This is a genomic window from uncultured Phascolarctobacterium sp. (assembly GCF_937920985.1).
Lineage (GTDB): Bacteria > Bacillota > Negativicutes > Acidaminococcales > Acidaminococcaceae > Phascolarctobacterium_A.
Genome location: NZ_CALDXR010000056.1, coordinates 24646 through 43176, shown reverse-complemented (window position 1 = coordinate 43176; position 18531 = coordinate 24646). Strand labels below are relative to the sequence as shown.

Genomic DNA, 18531 nt, shown 5'->3' with positions numbered 1-18531 from the left:
CCGGTGAGCATCTGACCGATAAGGAATACCGTAAGGCCGGCGTACTCTCCAACACCGTCGATAATAATATCTACAACTTCACGAAAGACGCAACAACTATTACTACCGACATCAGTGCAATTACTACAGCCAAAGATACAACCTTGAAGCTGAACAACCACAATCTGACGATTACTGCTAACAGCGGTGATGGTATCGCAACAAGCGGCGGTACGCTGACAGTTCAGGATGCAGGCAGCCTGACAGTAAGTGGTGCGAAAGCAATCAACGCCAACAATAGCAAGGTGGATATCACTGCAGTTAACGCAACGCTGAACGGTGACGTAAGCACAAATAATGCTGTAACGATTAAGGCAACGAAATCTGCGAAAGTCAACGGTGCAGTGAGCGCAAATGGCGCAAATGCAGCAGTAACGATTGATTCTGCTGATACCATCATAGGCAGCGATATTAATGCTAATGGCAAGGGTGCGAAGGTTACAGCCAAGAACCTCAGCAAGCTGAACGGCAATGTGGCAACAGATGCTGACGGCAGCGTAGAGCTGAACTTCAAGGAAGGCGCAGCGTGGAGTGGCGACAATGCAGGCAACACTACCATGAGCCTGAGCAAGGGCACATGGAACGGAGCTAATACCGGCAAGCTGAACGCAACTCTGACAAATGGTACAACCTGGACCGGTGACAGCAGTGGTGCAGGCAGCACGATTAAGCTGGATGCTTCTACATGGAATGGTGCAAACAGCGGTGCCAAGGCAGATATTACTTTGACCAACGGCGCAAGCTGGAGCAAAGGCAATACTGCAGACGGCGTAACCGTTAAGGCAGATAAAGCAGCCTGGACAGGAGCTAACGGCGGCGCGAATGCGAACATTACGTTGGGCAACGCTTCTACTTGGACCGGTGCCAATAACGGCGCTAATGCAACGGTTAACTTGACCGACAGCAGCTGGAGCGGTGACAACAGCGGTGCAGGTCTGAGCCTGACTGCTAACAACAGCAAGTGGAATGGCAATGCTAATGCCGCAGGCAGTGCAGTATTGACAAATGGCAGCATCTGGACAGGTGCAAGCACTAGTGCAGACTTCAGCCTGACACTGAACGGCAGCACCTGGAACAACAGCGGTGCAAGCAGCCTGAAGAGCTTCAATGCTACTAACGGCATAGTTGATATGACTAACGCTGCAGCTAGCGTAACCATCGGCAGCTACAGCGGTGACGCAACAGTCATTTACAAGCACAACAGCAGCAATCCTGCTGAAGTACACGGCGGTAACTTTACCGTTAACAAGGCAGCAGCCAACAGCAAGATTACCATGCTGACGGATAACACCGGCGTAGATACGACGGATGAGGATAAGATTAACGAAGCATTGGATGCACTGGCAGGCAAGCTGTTCTACATGGGAGCAATAGGCGGGGCAGAAAGCAACCTGAACGGTACTGTGAAGATAGCCGAAGGCCTGACAGCAACTTCTGTTGCTAAACAGACCGCAGGCATTGTCTATGACAAGACAACAGGTCAGGGCAGTGCGGACCACAAGACTGTAACACCGGGACCTGTATATCCGACCGAACAGGACAGAACAGCCTTTGTAACAAGCATTACCGGTGAGCATCTGACCGATAAGGAATACCGTAAGGCCGGCGTACTCTCCAACACCGTCGATAATAATATCTATAACTTCACGAAAGACGCAACCACGATTACTACCGACAGCAGTGCAATTACTACAGCTAAGGATACAACCTTGAAGCTGAACAACAACGATATGACGATTACTGCCAACAGCGGTGACGGCATCGCAACAAGCGGTGGCAAGCTGACAGTTCAGGATGCAGGCAGCCTGACAGTAAGTGGTGCGAAAGCAATCAACGCCAACAATAGCAAGGTGGATATCACTGCAGTTAACGCAACGCTGAACGGTGACGTAAGCACAAATAATGCTGTAACGATTAAGGCAACGAAATCTGCGAAAGTCAACGGTGCAGTGAGCGCAAATGGCGCAAATGCAGCAGTAACGATTGATTCTGCTGATACCATCATAGGCAGCGATATTAATGCTAATGGCAAGGGTGCGAAGGTTACAGCCAAGAACCTCAGCAAGCTGAACGGCAATGTGGCAACAGATGCTGACGGCAGCGTAGAGCTGAACTTCAAGGAAGGCGCAAGCTGGACTGGTGACAACAGCGGCAATACTACCATGAGCCTGAGCAAGGGTACCTGGGACGGAGCCAACACCGGCAAACTGAACGCAACGCTGACTAACGGCACAAGCTGGACAGGCGACAGCAGTGGTGCAGGCAGCACAATTAAACTGGACGCTTCTACCTGGAATGGCATTAACAGCGGTGCCAAGGCAGATATTACTTTGACCAACGGCGCAAGCTGGAACGGCGCAAACACTGGCAGCAACGCAACAGTAAATCTGACAGACAGTAGCTGGAGCGGTGACAACAGCGGTGCAGGTCTGAGCCTTACTGCCGACAACAGCAAGTGGAACGGCAGCACGAGCGCTGCAGGCAGTGCAGTATTGACAAATGGCAGCATCTGGACAGGTGCAAGCACTAGTGCAGACTTCAGCCTGACACTGAACGGCAGCACCTGGAACAACAGCGGTGCAAGCAGCCTGAAGAGCTTCAATGCTACTAACGGCATAGTTGATATGACTAACGCTGCAGCTAGCGTAACCATCGGCAGCTACAGCGGTGACGCAACAGTCATTTACAAGCACAACAGCAGCAATCCTGCTGAAGTACACGGCGGTAACTTTACCGTTAACAAGGCAGTAGCCAACAGCAAGATTACCATGCTGACGGACAGAAGCGGTGTAGACTTCAGTGATGAGGATAGTATTGCTAATGCTTTGAATGCTTTAGCTAACAAGCTGTATTACACTGGTTATATTACCGGCGAGCGGAATCTTACCGGTTATGTTAAGTTGGCAGAAGGTCTGACAGCAAGCTCCGTTGTTAAACAAACCGGTGATATTGCCTATGATAAGACGACCGGTCAGGGCAGCCTTAAGGATGGCAGCGTTACTCCGAATGTAACCTATCCTGAAGAACAGACAAAAGATAACTTTACAAGTCAGATTACCGGCGAATGGAAGCAGGATAAAGAGTATAAGCTTGCTGGCGTACTGCATACAGATAATGCTGTTTACGACTTCAGCAAGGATAGAAGCATTATTACTACCGCAGGTACTTCCGTCGGAGCAGGCAGAGATTTGCAGCTGCAGCTTAATAATAAGAGCATGAGCTTGAATTCCGGTGCTGATGCTGTGAAAGCAGATGCAATTACCATTGAATTCAAAAATCTTAATAAGATGGACATAAAGGCTACAGGTCAGGCTTTACTGGCAGAAAACGGCGGCAAAATCATTCTGCATAACACCGGCGCTGTAACTGCAGACAGTGCATTTATTGCTAATGGCGCAAGCAGCAGTATTAAAGCAGATGGCCTGACAAATATCACCGTAGGCAGCGGTAATGCAGTGAAGGCAGATGCAGGCAGCATTGAGCTTGCCGGCGGCACTGTTAAAGGCGATGTAACTGCGGATAATAAAGGTAAGCTCAGCATTAACACCAATAATAATGCGGCAGGAAACACCCTTACTGATATTACCGGCAACGTTCTCGCAGCAGCCGGCAGCAGCGTAGATATCGGACTGGGAACTGCCGAGAGCAAGCTTACAGGTGATGTAAGCACCGTCGGTGACGCAGTAATCAATATTTATGCTGATATGGGTATCTGGACCGGTAATGCTGACGGAGATAACGTTAACCTGAATCTGAACAGCAGCAAGGCACAATGGAACAATATCGGCAACAGCAAGTTGCGCAGCCTGAAGGGTAATGGCGGTATTATTAATCAGACTGATGCTAACGCAGGTAATATTGCTGTAGGTAATTATAGTGGCAATGTTGTTGTTAACTACAAGCATACTGCTGATAAGGATACTGCAACTAACGCTCTGAATAATATCAAGTTCGGCGGCGGTTCGCTGAATATCGACAAAGCAGCCGAAGGCAGCAGTATTACCTTGAGAACCGATAATTCCGACAACCTCAGCTATACTGAAACTGATAATATTGAAAAACTCTTCCGCGAGCTGAGCAAGAAGCTGTATTATGCAGATGCCGGCAGTAATCCTGATAATCTGAGCGGTCATGTGGAAATTGCCGAAGGCCTGACGAAGGTTAAGGTTTACGGTGATATTAGCTACGGTGAGCATGGCCAGGGTAATTATAAGGATGGCAGCATTAAGCGTACTGATCCGGAAATTATTTACGGCAGCAGCGAAACAGCTATGATGCGCGGTGCTAAATCCGCTATGGCTTCCACAGCTTTGCTGTGGCGTAGCGAAAACAGCGATATGCTGCAGCGTATAGGTGATGTACGTCTGGCAAATGAGGAAAGCGGCCTGTGGGCACGTTACTACGGCGGCAAGAACAGCTTTGATGCTAAGAATACCAAGTACAGCACCAGCTTTAATGCATATCAGTTAGGCTATGACAAGCAGCTGGACAACAACATGCTCTTTGGTGCGGCAGTAAGCTACAACAAGGGCAAGAACACCTACGAAATGGGCGGTCATGGTGACGGCAAGGCTGTCAGCCTGTCTGTATATGGTAGCTGGAACAGCGACAAGGGACATTATGCTGATGTAATCGTTAAAGGTGGCAAGCTTGATAATGATTATACAGTTTATAATGACATGGGCCATAAGCTGGAAGGCGATTATGATACCTGGGGCCTGTCCCTGAGTGCTGAATATGGCCGCAGAATGCAGATGCAGAACGGCTTCTACATTGATCCGAGCGTACAGTTTACTGTTGGACGTGTTGCAGGAGCTGACTATAGTGCAGCCAGCGATTTCCTCGACTCCAAAGGCTTGAAGAAGGACATGTATGTCAGCCAGGATGCCTTTACCAGTGCAATCGGACGCATTGGTCTGGGAATTGGCAAAACAACTGACAAGGCAATGTTCTATACGAAATTTGCCCTGGCACATGAATTCAGCGGCGACTTTACTACAACCTTCGTAGCTGAAAATGAGCCTACAAGCAGCACAGCAGTTGATTTTGGCGGAACCTGGTTTGAATGGCAGTTGGGCGGCAGCATGAAGGTAAACGACAATTCTTATGTATACGCTACCTTCGAGAAGAAGTTTGGCGGCGACACCGGCAGCAATGACTGGCGTCTGGATGCTGGTTTGCGCTGGAGCTTCTAAGCTTTAGGGTATGCAGGCAACGTAAAAATGTTCTAAGCGGGGCGGCGGCCGCAGCGCCAACGCCCCCTTAAATAAAATGTCAAAGGAGACTTTAAAATGACAGAAAAAGTTAAAGAAACTAAAGAGACAAAGGTTTTGGATATGGAGCAGAAGCGTGCTGATAAAATTGAAAAAATGCAGCAGTTTCTGACAGATAACAAAATAGACTGCTTTGACGTGCAAAAAATCGAGGATGAACGTCATACTACAATTTTCCGTAGCCGTATGGAAGTAAAGGGACAGATTCTGCCGATGGCTGTGCTGATGGATGACAGTGTCTACATTATTTTACAGGTGCAGATTGCACCGCAGGTAATTCCGGAAGCAAAGCTGTCGGAGCTGGCTGCAGCAATCAACAACATGAACAACAATGTACGTCCTTTTAAATTTACCGTTTCCGAAAAGGGCGATTTCATGCTGAATGCCTGCATTACAGCAGAAAACAACACCTTCAATCCGGTGCTGCTGAACGCAATCATCGGTGAGGCGCTGAAGTTCCTGGAAGCGCAATACAGCAATATTATGGAGGCAATCTGGAAAAAATAAGTTAGTTGAGCATGTATTTACATAGGAGGCATGCTGCAATATAGAAGTTAGCTGACAAGAGAATATTGTCGTTGATACGTTCAAGTAAGTTACGCATTTATAGAATAATTCTTTGGTTCCTGATAAGCGGTTGATGTGAGAGTGGACTGCTTTATGATAGAGGAAGTGACAGTCAGGAGATGGACACCCTGCTGTTATTTATCGTTGTCTGGTGTTTTTGCAAGGGGTGTTTATTATTATGGCAAAATCATCTTGGATTCGAAGCAAAAAAATAGCCTTAGGTATTGCCGTCGCTTTAGGCTGCAGCTTGATGAGTGTTGCAAGTGCTGCTACCTATGACATGACGAGCAGTGAATATGCAGGTGGTATTACCTGGAGTCATGCGGTAAACGGTGACCAGATAGGTAAAAGCTACCAAGAGCCTGACAATTATGTGTTTGGCTATGATAAGGCTACCGGTCAGGTGCTTGGCGGCGATATTACTATGGCTGCCGATATGCGTTATGAAGAACCCTCTCCTTGGGGTGGCACGAGCGTAAGTGGCGTTACTATTTATGCAAACTTTGATGTTAAAGCCAGTGATTTACCGGATTGTTCTTTGGAAACTGTGAAGAAGGTCAGTGCCGGTATTTTGAAAAAGCTGAAACCGGCTGAGGGCTTGACTCATTATTACGGCTTTGATTACATATCTATACGCATTCTTGATGATGACGGCAATGTATTGCGTGTAGGAAATGTTAAATTTACTGATGATATGAGCAGTACCTCTTATCTGACAGGCGGTACCTATAAAACTGTTTTGAGCAATGACAGCAATAATAAGGAATATGATATCAAACAGGTTGATACTGCGCAGGGTTATTCGACAATACCGGCAAACACCTGGTATGTTGGTGAAACCGATTCCCGTTATGGACTGACAGTTGCTCCGGACCTTTCTAAGGAAACAATAAAGGCAGCTGTACGCGGCGCTGAAAAGGACTTATATGTTACCAACGTATTGGGCTCCAGTACCTGGAACAGTAAGATGACCATTAAAGCCGAGGGAAAAAATACCGACAGAGTTTATGGTGTTTACAATGATAAGAAGGGCCTGGTACATCTTAAGGATGCCCAAATGACGATTACTGCGGACGGCAATGAGCAGAGCAACGCTGCCTATGCCGGTAATAATGCGGATTATACCAGCAAGGTTATTTTGGAATCTACTGCTGACGGCAGTGTCGGTGTAGCGCTGAAGGCGAACGGCAATGTTCTCGAAGCCGGCAAGAATGGTGTAATCGACCTGACATCCGGCCAAAGCAGTTTGGAAACTGCTACAGGCAATTTGTTGTATGCTCATGATGGTGGCATTATCAACATTGGACATAAGACAAAGGGTACTGCCGGGCTGAAAATAACAATGGGTGACAGCAGCAAGTATTTGGCATTGGCTGAAAACGGCGGTACGATTAATGCAGGTGTCAGTGTTGAGCATCTTGACAGTGTAGATTATGATAAGGCTACTGTTTTAAAAGGAAGCAACAATGTTACCGGCAATATGAAGGCAGATGCTGACAGTAAAATTAATTTTGGCCTCGCCGGTAAGTATAACTACCAAGGTGATGCAGAGGGAAATGTTAATTTGTATTTCACTACGGGTGCAGGCTGGGAAGGCAATGCTATAGGTGAAGATGTAGCTTTGAATTTGGGCAGCGAAGCTCTTTGGAACATTACCTCTAATGCTGCTCAGCATCTTAAACAGCATAAGGGTGCCGAATCATCCTCCAAGAGAAGCTATATTAATGTTGGTGAAGGCAATCTGACGATTGATAAATATTCCGGCAATACAACCTTCGTTTATCAGCATGATGCGGCTGATGCAAGCAAGATTCTTGGCGGCGATTTGACAATTAAGAGCGCAGCACCGGTAAAAAATTTGAGTGGTGGTGTTGGTAGTGAAGAATATTCTGTGACAGAAACACCTTCTACCGTTTATTTACAGACTTCTGTAGATGGTATAGATACTACTGATGAAGGTGCAGTAAATTCTGTTCTGGATAATCTGGCTAAAAAGCTGACCTATAGTGCTTATGTAGACGGTGAGCGTAATCTGAGCGGTCGTGTAGAAGTTGCCGAAGGCTTGACGACTTCGTCCATCTCTAAGTTCTATAGCAATTTGACCTTTGACGAAGCAACTGGTCAGGCAAAGACAGAAGGCAAGGTGGAAAAGCCGTTTAATGCTATTATCTTTGGTGATACAACTAAGGATAAGGACGTTTATGGCGACGTGATGAGCGGCAGTGCTGCAGACGGCGATTTAAAATATACATTTGATAAGGATACTTTGATTGAAACGAAGCTGAATGTTGATCCGCGTATGCCGTGGATGAGAAGAGCTGCTCTTTACTGCGCAGCTGTAACGAACTATGGTGATAAGGCTTATAATAGCACGGCAGCTGCTACTAAGGGTGGTCCAAGCTACACGATTGATATGCAGGGGCATGACTTAAGCATTATTTTCAGTGCCTTCCCGGAAGCAGCCGCTACAGGCAGTCAGCCGATGTGGACGGCAGCAGCTATCGGTGCCTTCCGCGACGGTACAATTACCATTGATAATCCTGGCGCTTTGTATCTGAAATCTAACAATAACTATTATTACGGCAGTGCTATCAGAGCCTCTACTGCTGCTGCTGGCGCAACTGGTGCTCATGTAGTTATCAATAATGATAATAGCAAGGAGCATGCTGTGAAGATTCGTGGCGGCATTGATACTCCGGGCTATCAGCTCAACTGGCGTGCGATTGAGGTAACGACGCAAAATGGTACTAAAGCAGAAAACGGTAACTCTGTAGATATCAAGGGCCTTGTTGATATTGATGTAAAGAATTGTGCATCTTTATTTGCTCGTGGTAACTATGCGACGATTGACATCGGTGGTGGCCGCATTGTTTCTCATAATTATTCCTCTATCTGGACTGCTGGTAATGAAGCTTTGATTAACCTGAATATGCAGAAGGATGCAGAAGGCAACGTTATAGATGCAGGCAACAATTATCTGCAGATTGAAGGCGACGTTTCGACAGCTACGCCGTTTTATGGCTCCAATGGCACAATTAATGTCGGTCTGAACACTCCTGATTCCTATTTGAAAGGTCATTTCTTCGGCGTTGGTAACAATAATCTGTATCTGCGCAATGGTGCCGTTTGGGATAATATGCCTGTTGTAACGCATAACTGGTCCACTGGTTCTATTAGCACCAAAAATATTATCAGCAATATAAGCAACCTTTATGGTGGTGCAGACAGTGCTCATGCCGGTAATATTTATCAGCATGAATCTGAGAACCTCAATATCCAAAATCTGTCCGGTTATGTAAACGCATATCTGGCACATGAAAATGGCGAAGACGGCAACGCAAGCTTCGATGCACTCGGCAACATTGTTGTTGACAAGGCAACTAAGACCGACGGCCAAAATGCGGGCATTACGCTTTATACCGACCGCAGCGGCATCGATACCAGTGACCAGGATAAGGTGGTCAACACACTTTCCGCTCTGGGCAAAAAGCTGATTTATAACGAAGCAGTTGCTACCGAGGATAACCCGACACCGGAAATCAATCTGGATGGCAAGGTTGGTATTGCTGAAGGCCTGACTGCAGGCTCTATGGCAATCCGTCTGGCAGACCTGGACTTCAACAAAGAGAACGGTGAAGGTAGCCTGATTGCAGGCAGCATTCATACTCCGGATGCTTACGTACCAATCATGTACGGCAGCAAGGAAACCGCAATGATGAAGGGTGCAAAATCTGCTATGGCTTCCACCGCAATGCTGTGGCGTGCAGAAAACAATGACCTGATGAAACGCATGGGCGACTTGCGTCTGTCTGAAGGTGAAAGAGGCTTGTGGGCAAAATACTACGGCGGCAAGTACGAGATGGACAGCCAGAATACTGACTTCAACTTGAAATACAATGCATATCAGTTAGGCTATGATGTAGATGCAGGCAACGGCTGGACCGTCGGCGCAGCAGTATCCTACAACGATGGTGATGCCACCTACGGCAATGGCCGCGGTGATCTTTCCACCTACAGTGCAGGCATTTACGGTACCTGGAAGAGCGAAGACGGACAGTATGTTGATATCATCGCCAAGTATAGCAAGCTGGAAAATGACTACAAGGTATTTAATGACAGCGGTCATAAGCTGAGCGGCGATTACAAGACCTGGGGCACTAGCATCAGCGCAGAATATGGCAAGCGTTTTGAAAATGACAACGGGTTCTACTTTGATCCGAGCGTAGAGCTGACCTTGGGACGTATCAACGGCAAGGATTACAATGCGCACAGTGATTATCTGGACAGCGTTGGCGTGAAGAAGGATATGCAGGTAGAGCAGGATGCGTTCAACACATTGGTAGGCCGTGTAGGCTTCCGCCTGGGGCAGAAGCTGGATAATGCAAGCTACTTTGTAAAGCTGGCAGCAGCACATGAATTCAGCGGCGAATTTGACAGTACCTTCCGTGCAGTGAACGAGCCTGAAGGTAAAACCAGTATTGATTTTGGCGATACCTGGTACGAAGCACAAATCGGCGGTACTGTTAAGCTGAGTGATAACAGCCTGCTTTACGCAGACTTTGAACGCAGCTTCGGCGGTGACGTAGAAGAAAAATGGCGTGTAGACGCAGGCTTGAGATTTACGTTCTAAAGTAAATCTGTCTATAATCAATTACTCATACAATCGCTACTCCTTATCACTCATCATTTTAGCATCTGTGGCAAAACATTGTAAATCTGGTTGCCACAGATGCGTTTTTTTAGAAAACTTTAGTATGCTTTTGGCGTTTGCGTATAAGGAAGAAGTACTTGACAAAAAAATAGCTAAGTGATAACATTGATATATAATAATATATACTATTTAACCATAACAAGCATGCAACATTACAAATATGATGTATACTTTATGGTTAGATGCGTAACTTTGCTTTAGCCTGCGAAATAGCGAAAGCTTACCTGCCAGAAGGACGTAAAGTCGGTCAGCGGCTAAGAAAGTGGAACAGTGAATTAATCTGAGGCATAATTTCACAAGGGTGTATCTCGCCCTTGTGAAATTATGCCTTTTGTTGTTGCAGCATTAAAAGCAAAGTACAGTATGTATGAAGACCTTTATAATATAATTTTCTTAGAGGAGGGTAGAGTGATTGCTTAGTCTGAAAAAATACGCTTGTGTTTAAAACAGGAAGGAGAGCAAAACAAATGTCATCAAAAGAATCACTTTTTAAGTCAAAGAAAATAGTATTAGGTATTGCAGTTGCGCTAGGGTGTAGCTTAGTTAGTTCTGTAAGTTTTGCTGCTAGCAATAACACCAATATGTTCAAAAAGAATTTCTTTGGGCACTATGTTGATGTAAATGAAAAAATAAATAGTGCGGTAGGTGAATCTTATGATAATCCTCACACATATACATATCGCATGGATGGGACTAAAGTACAAGGTGGTAATGTAATTGTTACTAATAAGGTCAAAGATAATTACATTTTTGGCAATATGAAGGTTAATTCTACTGATTTGACAGCAACCTCTACTAGCAGCATTTTTAATCAGCTTAAGGATAAATATAAATTTGATAATGATGTGACGTATAACTATCGTTATGGTTATATGACTATGTCAATTTTGGATAGGGATAATGATATTGCTCGCCATGCAACTATAGATATTTCCAATGTTAATAATAAAAACCATATTGATGGCTTCAGTATTGATGGTGGGACCTGGAAGCAGGTTTTGGTTAATGATGGTAGCGCAGACCAATATGATATCAAACAGGCAACAACTACTGTAAATGGGGGAACAATTCCTGCTAATACATTGATGTGGAATAAGTCTACTAGTATTGTCGATTACAACATCACTCCTGATTTGACCAATGAAAATATCAAAGCTGCAGTCAAGGGCGCTGAAAAGGACTTATATGTAACTAATCAATTGGGTGCCAGTACAGTAAGCAATACTGTTAACATTAATGCTACAGGAAGTAGCAGTGATGTGGTTTATGGTATTTATAATAATCAGAAGGGGGTTGTAAGTATTCAAGCAGACAAATTGAATATTACAGCTTTCGGAAATAGCAACAGTAACGCGATTTATGCTGGTGGCGGCAGTGAGACAAGCAAAGTAATTTATGCCAGCACGAATAGCGGAAATTCGGGAACAGTTTTAGCGAGTAGTGATGTAGTAGTTGCAGACAATAATGGTTTGGTTGATATTGATGCAGTACAAACGACTTACAAGAGCGATAATGGTAATATTTTTGTGGCAACTAATGGTGGTAGGATTAACGTCGGTAAGTTGAAGATTAACACTTCTAAAGAAGGCTACACAACTAAAACCGGTACTGCAGGTATTAATGCTACCGTCGCTGATGGCAAATATCTTGCGGTAGCCACCAACGATAGCAATATAAACTTAGGTGTTGATATTGAACATCTAACGGATGTAGGTTATGATAACGCTACTGTATTTAGTAGCCAAAATGATGTAAAAGGAAACTTGTTAACAGATTCGAGCAGCAAGATAAATCTTGGCGTACAAGGATTGAAAACATATACTGGCAACGCTAAAGGGAATATTGACATATACTTACGTGATGGTGCTAAGTGGGCAGGTACAGCCTTGGATAATGGGATTACCGTGGATTCTGGTTATGATACAACATGGGATTTTACGGAAACTACACTTAACCAAAGAGTAAAAAGCTTAAATGCATCTGATTCTGCTTACAGACGTAGCTATGTACATATGGGCAGCGGCAATCTTGCAATTGACAAATATGCAGGTAACACTACGTTTTTCTATCAGCATAATGCAGGCTCTTCAATAATGGATGGTGGAACAATAACAATTACTTCGGCAACTCCTAAGACGATACTTTCACAGGAAATATATGACGAAGAAATAGGTGAAAGCAAACATAATGTCTTAAGTACTGTTCCTTCTAGTATTACGCTTGCTACGCAAAGAGATAATATTAGTGATGCAGATGTGAATGCTGCATTGGATAATCTGGCGGCTAAGCTGTATTATAATGCTTATACGACAGGTGAAAGGAATCTTAGTGGACGTGTGGAACTGACAGAAGGCCTGACGTCGCAATCTGTAGCAAAAAATTTTAGTAACCTGACGTTTAATGAGACTACAGGTCAGGCACAGAGGGAAAATAAGGTTTATAATGCATTTACAAATGTTATTTTTGGCTTAATAAATGATGATGGTTATCAAAGTATTACCAGTGAGAATCCTGAAACTAAAAAATTAGAATACACCTTTAATGATAATGCAATCATTAATGTAAAGCTTAACGAGAACAGTCCCAAGATTTCTGCTAATAGTGCATTATATTGTGCGGCAATAAATAATTGGGGTGATAAACCATACGAATCGACAGCTGATAAAACAGCTAATGGTCCTTCCTATACAATGGATATGCAAGGGCATAATCTCGATGTAATTTTTGGCGCTTATCCTACTCCTAGAACTACTGGTAGCCAACCGATGTGGACAGCGGCAGCAATTGCAGCCTACCGTGAAGGCACGATTGTGATTGATAATCCTGGAGCTATTACTATTAATTCTTCAAATAATTACTATTATGGTAGCGCTATCCGTGCAACAACTGCAGGTACTAGCAATACCGGTGCACATGTATTTATCAATAATGACAACAGTGAAGAGCACGCTGTCAAGATTCGAGGCGGTATTCCAACTCCAGGATATGAAATGAACTGGCAGGCAGTTTATGCTATGAGTCAGAACGGTTCTACTAAGGATGGTTCAAATACAGTAAAAATAAATGGCCTTGTTGATATAGAAACAAATAAGGCAACTGCCTTGTATGCCAAAGGTGCTTATAGTAAGGTAAGCGTTGGCGGCGGTAAGATTAGTTCACCTAATTATGATGCAATCTGGTCAGTAGGTGCAAATGCAAGCGTAAACGTAAACATGCTGGAAGATGCTGAAGGCAATGTAACTGGTGCTGGAAATAACAAAGTGCAGATTGTTGGCAATGCTGCTTCTACTACAAAATGGTATGGCGGTCAAGGAATTATTAATCTGGGACTTACAACGGATGCTTCTTATATCAAAGGTCATATCTATGGTAATGGTACCAATAACCTGTATCTGCAAAACGGCGCAAGCTGGACAAATGCTGTTAATGGGTACAATCAATGGAGCACTGGTCAGGTAACAACGAATAGTATAGCTAGTTTAGTTACAAATCTGCATGGCGGTAATTCTTCAGTAGCAGCAGGCAATATCTTCCAAAAAGAAGCCGCTGGTTTGACAATTGGTAATCTTGATGGTCATATTAATGTGTTTATGGCGCATGATAATGACAACAGTTTTGACAATATTGGTAATGTAACCATTAGTAAGGCATCCAAATTAGATGGCGAAAATGCCGTAGTAAATATGATTACAGATAACAGCAATATTGATATGACAAATACTGCTACTGTAAATGATACTCTTAATAATCTTGCTAGCAAGCTCTACTATACTTCTTACGCAGATGGTGAACGCAATTTGGATGGCTATGTTAAAATTACTGAAGGATTGACAGCAAGCAGTGCTACCAAAGCTCTGGGAAATATTGTTTTCAATAATTCTAACGGACAAGGTGCTTTAGCTTCGACTGTTCCCCAAAGAGCTGCGTTTATGCGTATGAGCAGAATGAATAAAGCGTCTATGGAATCATTTGATGTTGAGAAAGAGTATAAAAATTACACTTCCCCTATTTTAGGATTCTTGGGTGAAGATGGTGAAGAAGATTATAGTGATGTAATAGATGAGACAAATCATAGTTATAATTTTAACAATAATGTCAGCATAGACTTTCAGAGCAATGATGAAGCTCAGTTTGCAATATTATCAGTAGGTAATAATCCGCAAAATGAAGATATGCCTTTATATTCTACCAATATCAATATGAACAACCATGACTTAAAACTAAATGTTACGGGAGATGAAAACAATACTGCTCTTGGCTTGGCAGCTTTTACAAACTCTGAAGAATTAGGTCGTGGCCTATTGGAGATATATAATCCTGGAAACATTGAAATATATGCAAAAGCAGATAACAATGATTTGACTTCCGGTATTTTGGCAAATAATGGTGCAACTGTCCATGTTTATAATGGTGAGGGAGATTTAAACAAAAAAATAGTAAAAATCAGGGCCGAGAATAATAATAATCCTCAATATGGAGCAGCAATTTGTGGCATAAATCTTAACGTTGACGAAAATGATAATAATTTTTCTGATGATACCCCAGCAAAAATTATCATTGATGGATTGGTAGATATTGAAGTAAATGGAACCAAAGCTGCAACTGGTATATTGGCTTGCGCCTCTAATATTGATATTGGTGGAGGAAAAATTATTGCTCTTGATGGAGCCAATGCTATTTGGGCTGGAGGTTATCAAGGTTTTGAAGAAAGTGACCAGAAGTTTTCAAAACAAAAGAGCACTGTAAATGTAAATATAACTAAAGATGATAATGGTCTTGTTAGTGGTGCAGGTTCTAACATGTTGCAGCTTCAAGGAAATATAGTAACGGAAGCACCTACTATTGTAGATACTGAAGATGTGCATATCATAAAAGACACTAACGGTCAGATAAACCTTGGCTTTAACGGTAAAGACTCCTATTTTCACGGTGACTACGTGACAGCTACTACTACCGAAGTCAAGCCCGACGAATTGGCTGATACTGGCGTGAATATCTTCCTTAATAATGGTGCGGACTGGACAGGCACAACTGCAGGAGCAACTACGCTTACTGTGAATAACGGCTCTACCTGGCATGGAAGCGGCACTACTGAGCAACTTGCCATTAAGCTTGACACAGGCTCTGTGTGGTATAACAATGGTACAACTAAGGTACGCTACTTGACAGGTGGCGACAGCGAAGCAAATCGCGGTGTTATTGATATGACCGGGGAGAACAGCGGTAATATCACTATTGATAACTATAGTGGCAACACTATGGTGCTGTATAGCCATGATGAAAGTGCACCGGATAACATTAACGGCGGAGATATTTCCATCAATAATGCTACAGAAGGCTCCGCCATTACCTTGAGCACTGATAACGTAGGTATTGATATCCACGATACAGAGCAGGTAGAAAACGTACTGGATAAAATGGCCAGGAAGCTGACCTACTTGGGAGCGCAGCAGGGGCTGACGAACCTGACTGGTAAGGTACAAATAGTGGAAGGCCTGACAGCCGCAAGTGCTAGCCAGAAGGTTGGTGACATGCAGTTCTCAGCTGACAATGGTTTAGGTAGTCTTGTAAGCGGTAGCGTGCGTCCGGAAGAGATAAAGGATCCTGAAGTTCTTTATGGACCGCAAGAAACCGCTATGATGAAGGGCGCAAAATCTGCTATGGCTTCCACTGCAATGATGTGGCGTGCGGAAAACAATGACCTGATGAAGCGCATGGGCGACCTGCGTCTGTCTGAAGGTGAAAAAGGCCTGTGGGCAAAATACTACGGCGGCAAGTACGAGATGGACAGCCAAAAGACTAACTTCAACCTGAAATACAATGCATATCAGTTAGGCTATGATGCAGATGCAGGCAATGGTTGGACAGTCGGTGCAGCAGTATCCTACAACGATGGTAGTGCAACCTATGGCAGTGGCCGCGGTGACCTTTCCACCTACAGCGCAGGCATTTACGGTACCTGGAAGAGCGAAGACGGACAGTATGTTGACATCATCGCCAAGTACAGCAAGCTGGAAAATGACTACAAGGTATTCAATGACAGCGGTCATAAGCTGAGCGGCGATTACAAGACCTGGGGCACCAGCATCAGTGCGGAATATGGCAAGCGTTTTGAAAATGACAACGGCTTCTACTTTGATCCGAGCGTCGAGCTGACCTTGGGACGTATCAACGGCAAGGACTACAATGCGCACAGCGATTATCTGGACAGCGTTGGCGTGAAGAAGGACCTTGAGGTTCAGCAGGATGCGTTCAACACATTGGTAGGTCGTGTAGGCTTCCGCCTGGGCCAGAAGCTGGATAATGCAAGCTACTTTGTAAAGCTGGCAGCAGCACATGAATTCAGCGGCGAGTTTGACAGCACCTTCCGTGCAGTAAACGAGCCTGAAGGCAAAACCAGCATTGACTTTGGCGATACCTGGTACGAAGCACAAATCGGCGGTACCGTTAAGCTGAGTGACAACAGCCTGCTTTACGCAGACTTTGAACGCAGCTTTGGCGGTGATGTGGAAGAAAAATGGCGTGTAGACGCAGGCTTGAGATTTACTTTCTGATTTCTCATCAATATAATATGTAAAAAGCAGCAGGGGTATTCCCCTGCTTGCTTCATAAAGTCAAGAAAAGGTCGCTGTAAAGCGGCCTTTTTCTCTATTACACGCACCTTTTTTTCCATGATATTTTAAATCCTTCAAAGTATAATCATATTGAAATAAAAAATATCAAAAAAATCAATGATAGACAGAAACTGTCACTGCCGCTTGCTATACTGATATCAGCAAACAGAAAGGAGGAAGACATGCGACAAAAAGATATCTATTTTATGCCCTTGGGAGGCGCTCAAAGCGTAGGCCGCAGCTGCTACTACCTGCGTCTGGGACAGAGTAACATCCTGCTCGATTGTGGGCTTCAGCGCATCAACGGAGCAATTTGTTCTCCGGACTTTCGTAGCCTGCTCACCTCGCAATTCATGGAAAGCATGCAGCAGCTTGACCACGTTTACATCTCACATGCACACACCGACCATGTCGGCTACCTGCCGCAGCTCATGCAGATGGCGCCTCAGGCTTCCGTTTACATGACGTTGCAGACAAAGCAGCTTGCCGAATATCGTCTGGCTGTCAACAGCAGTCAGCAGGGAGCAGCCGAAGCTTCGCGTTTGTTAAGCAGCGTTGCGCCTGTCAATTACCTGCAAAAAATCAAGCAGCGTGATTACACAGTCACCTTTTTCCCGGCGGGGCATATCCCCGGCGCTATGATGACACTGTTTGAATATGCAGGTCGCAAAATACTCTATACCGGAGACTATTCGTTGCAATCAGCCTTCGGGCTTGACGGTTGCTGGTTACCGGATGACCTGCAGGTAGACGTACTGCTGATGTGCGCACTGCATGCCAAGCAACCCTACAGAGTCCGCAAAAAGAACACCCTTCCACAGCGCATCAGTGATGTTATGAGCAGCCTGCAACGTGGGCAATCTGTTTATCTACAGGCCTTTGACCCTGGCAGAGTGTTGGAGCTTCTGATGGCGTTCAACCGCGAGATGGAACAGAGCGGGCAGGTTTATCCAATCTACCTCGAGCCGGAGGCCATGGCCGCTATTCACGTGATGGAAAGCCTGCAGCTGCCGGTGCTGCAGCAAAACAACTACAGCAGCTTTTACGATGGTGCAGCCCATCCCCACATTGTTATCGGTACTAAGCGCAAGGAGCAGGTAAGCTGGCGTTACCGTCTCTTTGGCAATGCCTATACGCTGCATGAGGATTACGGGGAAATGCTCAGCTTCATTCGCAGGCTGAACCCGCGGCAGGCCTATCTGGTACACTGCGCCGAGGGTTATTATGGTAATACCGTAGAGCAGGAGCTCATGCGTGATGCCCAATGCCGTACTCAGGTAGTGTTTCCTGAGGAAGGCGACATTTATACAATCTAAAAATTAGGAGG

Annotated in this window: 5 protein-coding genes; all 5 read left to right on the top strand. The window is 44.8% G+C overall.

The genetic code is table 11. The annotated features are described in order from the left end of the window. Positions 1–5234, top strand: a 5234-nt coding sequence (locus Q0612_RS09640) for an autotransporter domain-containing protein (protein WP_298884027.1), incomplete at its 5' end; no start/stop codon positions are given. Between the two features lie 96 nt (positions 5235–5330). Further along, on the top strand, positions 5331–5819 hold the full coding sequence (locus tag Q0612_RS09635; protein WP_298884023.1) for a hypothetical protein: 489 nt from the start codon (positions 5331–5333) through the stop codon (positions 5817–5819). 238 nt (positions 5820–6057) lie between these two features. Continuing rightward, a complete protein-coding gene (locus tag Q0612_RS09630) occupies positions 6058–10509 on the top strand; it encodes an autotransporter outer membrane beta-barrel domain-containing protein (protein ID WP_298884020.1) in 4452 nt (1483 codons plus the stop codon). Between the two features lie 662 nt (positions 10510–11171). Beyond that, positions 11172–17144 carry an autotransporter outer membrane beta-barrel domain-containing protein gene (locus Q0612_RS09625; protein ID WP_298884017.1) on the top strand — a complete coding sequence of 1991 codons (5973 nt, stop codon included), beginning with the start codon at positions 11172–11174 and terminating at the stop codon, positions 17142–17144. Positions 17145–17386: 242 nt separating this feature from the next. Further along, on the top strand, positions 17387–18520 hold the full coding sequence (locus Q0612_RS09620) for an MBL fold metallo-hydrolase (RefSeq protein WP_298884015.1): 1134 nt from the start codon (positions 17387–17389) through the stop codon (positions 18518–18520). The last annotated feature ends 11 nt before the right edge of the window (positions 18521–18531 follow it).